Below are 11,113 nucleotides of genomic sequence, written 5' to 3' on the forward strand. Positions count from 1 at the left end.
ATATTCCGGGGATCGTGCATGCGGTGTACATCATCGCCAAGCGCTGAGTTCAGCGGCGCAAGATAGATTGCTATCGCGGGCAAGCCCGCTCCCACAGTGTTTTCGGTAGATCACACATTTTGTGTACACCAAAGAAACTGTGGGAGCGGGCTTGCCCGCGATGGGGACGGCGCTATTTTGAAAGAGGCGCAGCGCTCAGTCCGCCAACCCCATCACCCGCCGATAAAACCGCCACTCCTGCTCCAGCGCATGTGCCTGATTCACCGCCCGGCGAAAGCCATGGCGCTCTTCAGAGTAGTAATGCGCCTCGACCGGGATGCCATTGCGCTCGAGTGCCGTGACCATGTCGCGGGTCTGTTGCGGCACCACCACCGCATCCAGTTCACCCTGAAAGAAAATCACCGGCACGTTGATGTTGCTCGCGTGCAGCAATGGCGTACGGGCGGCGTAGCGCTCGGCATCCTGTTCGGGATCGCCGATCAGCCAGTCGAGGTAATCACCTTCGAACTTGTGAGTTGCCTTGCCCAGTGCCACCGGGTCGCTGACGCCATACAGGCTGGCGCCCGCGCGGAACACCTGATGAAATGCCAGCGCACACAACGTGGTGTACCCCCCGGCGCTGCCGCCACGGATAAAGGCGCGCTCGCCATCGATCAAGCCTTGTTCGGCCAGATACGCCACCACCGCGCAGGCGTCCTCGACATCGACCTCGCCCCAACTCAGATGCAGCGCCTGACGATACTCGCGGCCATACCCGCTGCTGCCGCGATAGTTGAGGTCGGCGACAGCGAAGCCGCGTTGCGTCCAGTACTGGATGCGCGGGTCGAGCATCGGATAGCACGCCGAGGTCGGGCCGCCGTGGATGAACACCACCAGCGGCGGCTGCGGCTCGTCATTCATCGCCGGATAGAAGAAACCGTGGGCCTCACCCGAACCACTCGGATAACGCAGTGTTTCCGGACGGCTGATGCGTTCGGCAGGCAAAGGTGCCACGCCACCGGCCAGCACGCGCACTTCGCGGGTAGCGCGATCTATGGCAATCACCGCCGAAGGGCTGATCGGCGAGGCGGCAATGCAGTAGATGAATTGCGAATCCAGTGCCAGATGCCGGAAGCGACTGTAGTCGCCGGTGAAGTCTTCGCCGTTCAGCGACAGGCGACCAAAACCGCCTTCGCTCCAGCTCGCCAGAAACGAATCGCCCACCGGCATCCAGGTGCAGCCACCCATTTGCCACGGTGCGGGCGCGTGGTCGGCTTCGGCGCAGGGCAGCCGCTGCAAGCCGTCGGACGTTTCGCCCCATGGCTGCCAGAAACCGCCGCGATCGGTCAGGCAATACAGGCGTCCTTGGGCATCGAACCGCGGTTGCTGGATCGACTCTTCTCGGTCATCACCTGCGACACAGCGAGGTGCGGCAAAACCAATTTCGGCCGCACGTTCGGCCACCATCAATCGCGTCGACGTCCACGGCTGATGCGGCCGGCTCCACTCGATCCAGGCCAGTCGCGAACCGTCCGGACTGAAGGTCGGCGCAGCATAGAAGTCCGCACCTTCGGCCAGTTGACGACGTGTGCCGTCAGCCAGGTCGATCGCCACCAGCCGATGCTGGTCATTTAGCTCCTCAACTGCCAACACATGCCCGTCGTCAAAGTGCAGATCGCCGTAACGACACGCACCGGAAGTCAGCGCTTGGGGCTCGCTATCCAGCGTCTGCCGATACAACTGCTGATCCGCCTCATTGACGAAAACCACCCCGTCCGGCGTCAGACAAAACGCGCCACCGCCATATTCGTACACCCGGCTGCGCACGCTGAAGCCATTCGGCGTCAGACATTTCGCCACGCCGTCGCGCCAGCGCCAGATCCGGCACGCGGCATCTTCCGGGCGATATTCATTCCAGAACAAACCGTGGGCACCGAGTTGCAGTTCGGCGAAATCCATTCCGGCGGCGACAGCCTGGGCGGCGCTGAAAGGCTCAGCCCTTGGCGATGAGGCGTGAGTTTCGTTCATTACGGAAGGCCAGTTGTTCGATGGTCTGGGTGGCGGTCTCGGCTTCTTCGCGGGCCTTGAGAATCACGCCGTGATGTTCGGACTTGCTGCACACCGGGTCGGCATTGCTGGCGTCCCCCGTGAGCATGAACGCCTGACAGCGGCAGCCGCCGAAGTCCTGTTCCTTCTCGTCGCAGGAGCGGCACGGCTCGGGCATCCAGTCGTAACCGCGAAAGCGGTTGAAGCCGAACGAGTCGTACCAGATGTGCTGCATGCTATGGTCGCGCACGTTGGGAAATTGTACCGGCAGCTGTCGGGCACCATGACAGGGCAGGGCAGTGCCGTCCGGAGTCACCGTCAGAAAGATACTGCCCCAGCCGTTCATGCAGGCTTTCGGGCGTTCTTCGTAGTAATCCGGGGTGACGAATATCAGCTTGCACGGATGCCCTTCTGCCTCAAGCTTCGCGCGGTATTCGTTGGTTATGCGTTCGGCGCGCACCAGTTGTTCCTTGGTCGGCAACAGGCCGACACGGTTGAGCTGTGCCCAGCCGTAGAACTGGCAGGTGGCGAGTTCGACGAAGTCGGCCTCCAGCGCAATGCACAGTTCGATGATGCGGTCGATCCTGTCGATGTTGTGCCGATGGGTGACGAAGTTCAGCACCATCGGATAACCGTGGGCCTTCACCGCCCGGGCCATTTCCAGCTTTTGCGCAAAGGCCTTTTTCGAGCCGGCGAGCAGGTTGTTCACTTGCTCGTCGCTGGCCTGGAAACTGATCTGGATATGATCGAGGCCGGCCTTCTTGAAGTCGCTGATTTTCTGCTCGGTCAGACCGATGCCGGACGTGATCAGGTTGGTGTAGAACCCCAGTTGCCGCGCTTCACGAATCAGCTCGGCAAGATCCTGGCGCACCAGTGGCTCCCCACCGGAAAAACCCAGTTGCGCGGCGCCCATCTCCCGCGCTTCGCGGAAGACCTTGATCCACTGCTCGGTGCTCAGCTCTTTGCCCTGCTCGGCAAAATCCAGCGGATTGGAGCAGTACGGGCATTGCAGCGGGCAGCGGTAAGTCAGCTCGGCGAGCAGCCACAGCGGCAGGCCGACTTCAGGCTTGGGCGGCAGCTCAACCAAGGGTGATCCAGTGCTGCTCACGGGCAACCTCCATGAATTGCTCGATATCGTCACCGAGCTCTGGCACGCCGGGGAACTGCTCATCGAGTGTGGCGATGATCGCCGCGACATCGCGTTCACCGTCAATCAAACCGCCGATCAGCGCAGCGCTGTCGTTGAGCTTGATCATGCCTTCGGGGTAGAGCAGCACGTGGCCTTTTTGCGCCGGTTCGTACTGGAAACGGTAGCCGGGACGCCAGGTCGGGACTTTGCTGCGATCAAAACTCATAGGGTGATTCCTTTGTGCCAGACCCGTTGCTCGGTGACGCTGTGATACGGCGGGCGGTTCAGTTCGTAAGCCATGCTCATGGCATCGAGCATGCTCCAAAGAATGTCCAGTTTGAACTGGAGAATTTCCAGCATGCGCTCCTGACCCTCGCGGGTCTTGTAATGCTCAAGCGTGATCGCCAGACCATGCTCGACATCACGCCGTGCCTGGCCGAGGCGGGTGCGGAAATATTCGTAACCGGCCGGGTCGATCCACGGGTAATGCTGCGGCCAGCTGTCGAGGCGCGACTGGTGGATCTGCGGCGCGAACAATTCGGTCAACGAGCTGCTGGCGGCTTCCTGCCAACTGGCGCGGCGGGCGAAGTTGACGTAGGCATCGACGGCGAAACGCACGCCGGGCAGCACCAGCTCCTGAGAGCGCAACTGATCCGGGTCGAGGCCGACTGCTTGACCGAGGCGAAGCCAGGCTTCGATGCCGCCGTCTTCACCGGGGGCGCCGTCGTGGTCGAGCAGGCGTTGAATCCACTCGCGACGGATCTCGCGATCCGGGCAGTTGGCGAGGATCGCCGCGTCTTTCAGGGGGATGTTCACCTGATAGTAGAAGCGGTTGGCGACCCAGCCCTGAATCTGTTCGCGAGTGGCACGGCCTTCATACATCGCCACGTGATACGGGTGGTAGATGTGGTAATAGGCGCCCTTGGCGCGCAGGGCGGCTTCGAATTCGCTGGGGGACAGCGGGGTGTCGGTCATTGCGGTTCTCCGGGGAACAACCGTTAAAATCTTGGGTGTCTGGTCGGACGTCATCGCTGGCAAGCCAGCTCCCACAGTTTTTGTGTACGCCACAGAACCCTGTGGGAGCTGGCTTGCCAGCGATGGGGCCATCCGCTACAGCACAATACTCATGCCATCAAACGCCACTTCAACATTACGCCGCGCCAGCTCCGCGCGCTCCTGCGAATCTTCATCGAGAATCGGGTTGGTGTTGTTGATGTGGATAAGCACTTTGCGCTGCTCGGGAAGCTGTTCCAGCACTTCGAGCATGCCGCCGGGGCCGTTCTGCGCCAGGTGGCCCATCTCGCGACCGGTGCGGGTGCCGACGCCACGGCGCTGCATTTCATCGTCATCCCACAGCGTGCCGTCCACCAGCAGGCAATCGCTGCCGGCCATGATCTCCAGCAGCGGTGCGTCGACCTTGCCCAGGCCCGGCGCGTAGAACAGTTTGCCGCCAGTCTTCAAGTCTTCGACGATCAGGCCGATGTTGTCGCCCGGGTGCGGGTCGAAACGGTGCGGCGAGTAAGGTGGCGCGGCGCTGCGCAACGGCAGCGGGGTGAAGCGCAGGTTCGGGCAAGCCGCCACGGTGAAACTCTGGTCGAGTTCGATGCGGTTCCAGTCCAGTCCACCGTTCCAGTGAGTGAGCATCTTGAACAGCGGGAAACCGGTGCTCAAATCTTCGTGAACCATGTCCGTGCACCAGACCTGATGCGGGCAGCCTTCACGCAGGCTGAGCAGGCCGGTGGTGTGGTCGATCTGGCTGTCCATCAGGATGATCGCGCTGATGCCGGTGTCACGCAGGGCACGGCCCGGTTGCATCGGGGCGAAGCTCTGCAGTTGCGCGCGGATGTCTGGCGAGGCGTTGCACAGCACCCAGTTCACGCCGTCGTCGGAAATCGCGATGGACGATTGGGTGCGGGCCTTGGCATTCAGGCTGCCGTCGCGAAAGCCTGCGCAATTGACGCAGTTGCAGTTCCACTGCGGAAAACCGCCACCGGCGGCCGAACCCAGAATCTGGACGAACATGAACGCTCCACTCTTTCAACGCTGAAAATAAAACGCCCCGGCGAGCCGAGGCGTTGCACTGCAAGTCTGCGTAGGCAGAACTCAGCGGCTGGCGAAGTACATGGTGACTTCGAAGCCGATACGCAGGTCGGTGTAAGCCGGTTTTGTCCAGGACATAGGGTGACTCCTCAATGGGTGGATGGGATAGCGCTGTCCATAGTTATAGTCCACGGCAGCGCAGGGATGTTCCAAATAGTTAGGCTGCTATGTTACTCAAAATTTCCAGGTGATTGCCCGTGAATCTTTGAGAAAGCTCCTTGCAGCCTGAGTAACGATCAATTTGTCGCTTGCCATGGGGCGCCGGGTGACGGTTCGCTGGCGAGGCAGAGCCAGCCGGCCTCGGCACCGAGCAATCGCTGCGCTGCTGCCAGCAATGCCTGACGCTCCAGTTGACCGATGGCCGTGAGCAGTTGCGCCAGATAATCCGACGAGTGGCCAGCGAGCTTGGCCTGCCACAGCAACTCTGCGGCGTCTTTGTCGGAGAGATTGCTCTGTTCGAACTGTTCCGCAAGTGACTGGCGTTGCTGGTTGAAGCTGTCTTCATCGAGGTTTTCGATCAGCGCAGGAATGCTTTCGAGGAACTGCCGGATATGCGCGAGCAGTTTGGCCGGTGCAGTGTTCGGCGACTGTACCCCAAACAGCAATCCAGTCTGGCCGTGCATCTGCCGCAATGCGCTGAACACCGCATAGCCCAATTGCAATTCGACCCGCAGGCGCTGATAGAACGGGGTCTGGCACAGCTGCGCGAGCAGGCGCCAGGCTGCTTCGTCGTCTATTTCTTGGCTGGCGGTCGGGCAGAACAGCAGCAACGCATGCTCGCTGGCCGCGGTATCGATGTGGCTCCACCGATGTTGCGTATTGATCGTCGGCGCTGCCGGCAATTGATTGTCCGAGATACCGGGGACGCGGCTCAGGGCCAGGCCCAAGGCCGATTGCGTCTGTGCGCTGAGGCCCAGGGCCAGTCCGTCCCAGCGTGAAGTTGTCCACAGCCCTTTTGCATCGTCCGACTCGATGGCCGGTGTCAGGCATTGCTCCGGCAATGCCTTGAGCAACTGACGGATCGGAATCAGTGGCGCTTCTGGCTCTGTGCGCGGGGAATCGGCGTCAACCTGCGTCAGACATTTCAGCGCATGCTCCAGGACACCGGGCATCGGTTCCTGTAGCCCGGTCAGTTTCAGCAGCCATTGCGTGCCGCTGACATCGAGTGACAGCTCGACGCCGGCCTGCCGCGCATCTTCCCGGGTTTCCCGCAGGCTGTGTTGCAGCTTGCCCTGCAGATCGGTGCTGGCAGCCGCTTCCGTCTGCCAACGCAGGTAAATCGCGCCGTAATCACTGGTGTCCGGCAGCGCCTGACTGAATTGCATCGGAGAACGCTCACGTCGCCCCCGCGAGCGATCCTGAGCGAACGTACGCAAACCACGATGGGCGCTGGTTTGACCACGAATCAGTCCGGCATTGGCCAGTGGTTCTCTGGGACGCAGGAAAGGGTTGGCGGCCGGCAGGTGCCAATGGTCGCTGAAGTTATCCACAACACCGATGTCGCGCAGGATCAGTTTGAGCGCAACGACCCCGTTTTCCGACAGACCGTTTTCCCGTTGTTCACTGTCGAGCCGCGCCAGTTGCAGGGCGCCACTGACTTGCTGCTGACGTTCCAGCAGTTTGGCGTATTCCCCGCGCAGCGCTGCCCAGTCCTGTTGTGCGGCAAAAAAGCTCAACCAGTCCAGCAGCCGTTCACGAATGGCGCTCAGGGATTCGGCGGGGGCGGTGAATTGCAGATGCAGCAACGCTTGTCCGGCGAACTGATACAGCGGCACAGCTTTCAAGCTGTCTGCGAGGTTTTGTTGTTGCAGACAGGCGAGCAGGCCTCCGGGCTTGGCGCTGTTCAGGCAATGACAGAGAAACGCCAACGCTTCGGCATATGACTCGGGCAGTGCTTCGAAAGCCATCAGCAGATTGCTGCTGCGCTCGCCGACCTGTTGATAACTTTTCACCATCAATGGCTGGGGCATTGCCTGCTCGATCTTATCCCCAACTGCCAGCACTGCAGCGAACTGCTGCGCCAGTACGCGCAAATGCTCAATGCTCTGCGGCCCGACCAGGCTCAGCGTCATTTGTCCGGTGCGATAAAACTGCTGATGGAAATCCTTCAGCGCCTGCTGAAACGCGGGCAACTCAATCTTGAGGCTGTCGCGATTCCCCGCATGAAACCCGCGTAGCGGATGCGTGACGGGCAACCCTTCGTACAGCGCCAGTTCCTGCTGAGCCGTCGGATCTTGCGACCACGCGACAAATTCCGCTTCCAGCACTTCCCGTTCGCGCAACTGATCGTGCGAATTCATACGCGGACGGGCGAGCATGTCTGACAGACGCTCAAGCCCGGCGCTGAAGGCAGCGGTCGGCAATTCAAAGAAGAAGTCTGTCGTGCGCTCGCGGGTGCTGGCATTCACCTGCCCACCGTGACTTTGCACGTAAGCCATCAGCGCCTGGCTGGCGGGAAAGCGCTCGGTGCCAAGAAACAGCAGATGTTCAAGAAAATGCGCCAGCCCCGGCCACGCCAGTGGCACGTCATGGCTACCGGCAGCCACCCGCAACGCAGCGGCGCTGCGCTTCAGGCCGGGCACCTGACGCAGGGTCACGCGCAAGCCGTTTGGCAGGGTTTCAGTGTGGGTGCGGGGGTGAGTCGGCGCAGGCATGGGCACTTCCAGAACAGTGAAGTGCCCATGCTAGCGGATTGCGTGGGGTCAGCGCTTGCTCAGTGCGTCGTAAAGCTCGGGACGGCGGTCACTGAGGTAGCGATTGGCGGCGCGGGAGTCGAGCATCAACTGGCGATCCAGCTCACCGACAATCAACGCTTCATCGAGTCCGGCCTGAGCGAGACGGCTGCCGTCCGGCGCGGCGATGCTGCTTTGTCCGCAATAGTGAATCTCGCCTTCATGCCCGCAGTAGTTGGCGTACGCCACATAGCACTGGTTTTCGAAGGCACGGGAACGCACGGTGACGTCAGCGACGAAATCGAACGGAATCATGTTTGCCGTGGGCACCAGAATCAGCTCGGCGCCGGCCAAGGCCAGACGCCGCGTGTTTTCCGGAAATTCCAGGTCGTAGCAGATCAGGAAACCGAGCTTCCAGCCGTTGAGTTCGACGATGGGAAAATCACCTTCGCCGGGGCTGAACATCGACCGATCCAGATCACCGAACAGATGGGTCTTGCGGTAATTGCACAGGCGCTCGCCGTGCGCGTCGATCAACTGCACGGCGTTGTAGATCTGCCCGTCGGCCGTGCGCTCGGGGTAACCGTAAGCAATCGCCAGCCCGGCGGCTTTGGCGATTCGAGCGATCTGTTGCGCCCATTCACCGTTATAGACCTCGGCCAGCGTACTGACTGCCTCGGCGCCGATGTTGTAGCCGGTCATGAACATTTCCGGCAGCACCAGCAGGTCGGCGCCCTTGGCCTCCATCGCCAGTTGTTGCAGGCGGTGCAGGTTGGCGGCGGGGTCCAGGGGCAGCGGTGGACATTGGTAAAGGGCTACACGCATCGGGGATTCCTCTTACTCGGGCAGGGCGACAGGGCCGATGTCTTTGAACACATCACCGGGGCCCGGGTTCTCTTTATGTGTCGATCCGCCGAAGTGCTTCATGATGCCCCACACGGCGTTGAGCGAAGTCTGCACCGCGCCCTCGACCCATGCCGGGGTCCACGACACATCGTCGCCGGCGATGAAAATCCCGCGCTGCTCCGCCGGCATGTCGTCCTGCATGAAGTGCGCGTACATGCGCTGGTTGTAGCGATAGTGGCCGGGCAGGGCGCCTTTGAATGCGCCGAGGAAGTACGGATCGGCTTCCCACGACACGGTGATCGGGTCGCCGATGATCCGCGCGGCGATATCGACTTTCGGGTAAATCTTCTTCAACGCGTTCAACGCCAGTTCCACACGTTTTTCCACCGGGTGCGGCAGCATCTTCAGCGCATCGCTCATCCACGAGTACGACAGGCAGATCACGCCGGGTTTGTCGTCACCGTTGTCGAACAGGTAAGTGCCACGGGTCAGGCGATCGGTGAGGGTCATGCTCATCAGATCGCGGCCGGTTTCCGGGTCCTTGTCCTTCCAGAACGGGCGGTCGACCATGACGAAGGTCTTCGACGATTGCATGTAGCGGGTGCGGTCCAGCGCCATCCACATCTTCTGCGAGAACAGGGTTTCGTCGCACTCGATCTGCGTGGTCAGCAGCCAGCTCTGGCAAGTGGTCAGCACGGCGGCGTATTCGCGGGTGTCACCGTTGTTGTCGGTGACGGCAAAGCGGCCATCCGGCGCGTGGGCGATTTTCTTCACGCCCGAGCGCGGTGCGCCACGGTGCAGGGATTTCAGGCTGGTGCCTTCCGGCCAGTGCACGCAGCGCTCCGGTACATGACGCCAGATGCCTTGCGGCACTTGCTCGACGCCACCGACCACCAGGTGCTGGTGATCGTCGCAGTTGGTCATCACCACGCGGAAGATTTCCAGCATCGAGTTGGGGAAGTCCGAGTCCCAGCCACCCGTGCCGAAACCGACCTGACCGAACACTTCGCGGTGATGGAACGACAGCTTGGCGAAGGCCTTGGACGTGGCAACGAAGTCGTAGAAGGTGCGGTCGTCCCACAGCGGCACGAGTTTGTTCCACAGCTCCTTGAGGCGCGGCACATCGCGGTCGCGGATGGCTTGCTGAATCTCGGCGAACTGCGAGCCGGCCTCCAGTGCATCCGCCCAGGCGTCAGCCACTTCCTGAAACAGTGCAGGAAGATCCTTCAGGCTCTGTGCGTAATGGGTTTTGCCTTCCAGATCGATCACGGTGCTGCCGGAGGCCGGTGTCAGCGGGTTCGGGAAAGGCTTGGTCTCAAGGCCAAGTTTGTCCACGTAGTGATAGAACGCCGTGGAGGAGACCGGGAAGCGCATACCGCCCAGTTCCGCGACGATGCCGTCAGTGCCGTTGAATGCTTGCGAGCGCAGACGCCCACCCAGCTTCGAGGCCTCGTACACCACCGGCTTCAGGCCGAGCTTCATCAGTTCGTACGCGGCCACCAGACCAGCGATGCCCGCGCCAACAATCGCTACTTCAGCGCCGTGATGGTGTTCAGGAATGCTGCCGAGGCCGGCCGGGTGTTCGATCCAGTCGTCGAAAGCGAAAGGAAAGTCCGGGCCGAAAATGGTAACGGGTTTCTTGCCGTCTGCAGGATGGCGATTGTTCTTGTTCATGACTGACCTTACTGGCGACCCGACGCAGGATGCGCGTCTGAGTATAGGAAAAGATGCCAGCCATTCTAGGGAGCGTAGAACACGTTAATAAGGCGCAAAGTGTCGTCGTTTTGCCAGTTAATTGATCAATATGACGATTGCTGACTGCACTCCGACCAAATGTAGGAGTGAGCCTGCTCCCACAGTGGATTTGTACGTGGCGCAGATTCTGTGCGCGCCCCGGTCAAAGTGTGGGAGCGAGCCTGCTCGCGAAGAGGCCCTCTCAGCCAAAAAATTCAGACCGGCTGCCCCCGATCAATCTTGCTGCTCAAAATGATCGAGGTCGTCGTCTTCTCCACCCCATCCACACTGCCAATCTGATCCAGCAACTGATCCAGCTGCTCCGGCGAGTCGGTGCGCAACCACGCCACATAATCAAACTCGCCACTCACTGCACACAATTGCTGCACCTGCGCCATGGCGCTCAACCGACGCAATACCTCTTTGCCGGAACGCGGCTGCACCTTGATCCCGACATACGCCTGCAATCCGCCATCGACCACACGCTGCCCCAGACGCACGCCATAACCGGTGATCACCTTGGCCTTCTCCAGCCGCGCCAACCGCGAGGTGACGGTGGTACGCGCGATGCCCAGTTGCCGAGCGAGCATCGCTACGCTTTCGCGGG

General features: G+C 61.2%; 10 protein-coding genes. All 10 read right to left on the bottom strand.

Going from position 1 to position 11,113, the window contains the following annotated elements:
* Positions 1-195: 195 nt before the first annotated feature.
* Complete coding sequence (locus DBR18_RS06990) at positions 196-2,007, bottom strand: S9 family peptidase (RefSeq protein ID WP_108589808.1); 1,812 nt, start codon at positions 2,005-2,007, stop codon at positions 196-198.
* On the bottom strand, positions 1,973-3,112 hold the full coding sequence (gene pqqE, locus DBR18_RS06995; RefSeq protein WP_177482350.1) for a pyrroloquinoline quinone biosynthesis protein PqqE: 1,140 nt from the start codon (positions 3,110-3,112) through the stop codon (positions 1,973-1,975). The genes DBR18_RS06990 and pqqE overlap by 35 nt, the downstream gene beginning before the upstream one ends.
* On the bottom strand, positions 3,105-3,380 hold the full coding sequence (gene pqqD / locus DBR18_RS07000; protein WP_108589810.1) for a pyrroloquinoline quinone biosynthesis peptide chaperone PqqD: 276 nt from the start codon (positions 3,378-3,380) through the stop codon (positions 3,105-3,107). Before pqqD ends, pqqE begins: the two co-directional genes overlap by 8 nt.
* Complete coding sequence (pqqC, locus tag DBR18_RS07005) at positions 3,377-4,129, bottom strand: pyrroloquinoline-quinone synthase PqqC (protein WP_096796665.1); 753 nt, start codon at positions 4,127-4,129, stop codon at positions 3,377-3,379. Before pqqC ends, pqqD begins: the two co-directional genes overlap by 4 nt.
* A 135-nt stretch (positions 4,130-4,264) precedes the next feature.
* Positions 4,265-5,176: a pyrroloquinoline quinone biosynthesis protein PqqB gene (pqqB, locus tag DBR18_RS07010; protein ID WP_108589811.1), complete on the bottom strand. Its 912-nt coding sequence runs from the start codon at positions 5,174-5,176 to the stop codon at positions 4,265-4,267.
* A gap of 81 nt (positions 5,177-5,257) precedes the next feature.
* Positions 5,258-5,332, bottom strand: a complete 75-nt coding sequence (pqqA, locus tag DBR18_RS07015; protein WP_003422658.1) for a pyrroloquinoline quinone precursor peptide PqqA — start codon at positions 5,330-5,332, stop codon at positions 5,258-5,260.
* A gap of 158 nt (positions 5,333-5,490) precedes the next feature.
* Positions 5,491-7,908, bottom strand: coding sequence for a pyrroloquinoline quinone biosynthesis protein PqqF (gene pqqF / locus DBR18_RS07020; RefSeq protein ID WP_108589812.1), 2,418 nt, complete (start codon positions 7,906-7,908; stop codon positions 5,491-5,493).
* A gap of 48 nt (positions 7,909-7,956) precedes the next feature.
* Positions 7,957-8,751 carry a carbon-nitrogen hydrolase family protein gene (locus DBR18_RS07025; protein WP_108589813.1) on the bottom strand — a complete coding sequence of 265 codons (795 nt, stop codon included), beginning with the start codon at positions 8,749-8,751 and terminating at the stop codon, positions 7,957-7,959.
* A 12-nt stretch (positions 8,752-8,763) separates the two neighbouring features.
* On the bottom strand, positions 8,764-10,446 hold the full coding sequence (locus DBR18_RS07030; RefSeq protein WP_108589814.1) for an NAD(P)/FAD-dependent oxidoreductase: 1,683 nt from the start codon (positions 10,444-10,446) through the stop codon (positions 8,764-8,766).
* A gap of 275 nt (positions 10,447-10,721) precedes the next feature.
* Positions 10,722-11,113 (bottom strand): Lrp/AsnC family transcriptional regulator (locus DBR18_RS07035; RefSeq protein ID WP_108589815.1); only part of this gene is annotated, 392 nt, incomplete at its 5' end.

Origin of the sequence: Pseudomonas sp. HMWF021, from assembly GCF_003061005.1 — a bacterium.
In the GTDB taxonomy this organism is placed as follows: Bacteria; Pseudomonadota; Gammaproteobacteria; order Pseudomonadales; family Pseudomonadaceae; genus Aquipseudomonas.

Excerpts from the sequence above, each read along its gene's own strand:
- DBR18_RS07025 (WP_108589813.1), bottom strand. The coding sequence starts at position 8,751 with ATGCGTGTAGCCCTTTACCAATGTCCACCGCTGCCCCTGGACCCCGCC.
- pqqF (WP_108589812.1), bottom strand. The coding sequence starts at position 7,908 with ATGCCTGCGCCGACTCACCCCCGCACCCACACTGAAACCCTGCCAAAC.
- DBR18_RS06990 (WP_108589808.1), bottom strand. The coding sequence starts at position 2,007 with ATGAACGAAACTCACGCCTCATCGCCAAGGGCTGAGCCTTTCAGCGCC.
- pqqC (WP_096796665.1), bottom strand. The coding sequence starts at position 4,129 with ATGACCGACACCCCGCTGTCCCCCAGCGAATTCGAAGCCGCCCTGCGC.
- DBR18_RS07030 (WP_108589814.1), bottom strand. The coding sequence starts at position 10,446 with ATGAACAAGAACAATCGCCATCCTGCAGACGGCAAGAAACCCGTTACC.
- pqqD (WP_108589810.1), bottom strand. The coding sequence starts at position 3,380 with ATGAGTTTTGATCGCAGCAAAGTCCCGACCTGGCGTCCCGGCTACCGT.
- pqqB (WP_108589811.1), bottom strand. The coding sequence starts at position 5,176 with ATGTTCGTCCAGATTCTGGGTTCGGCCGCCGGTGGCGGTTTTCCGCAG.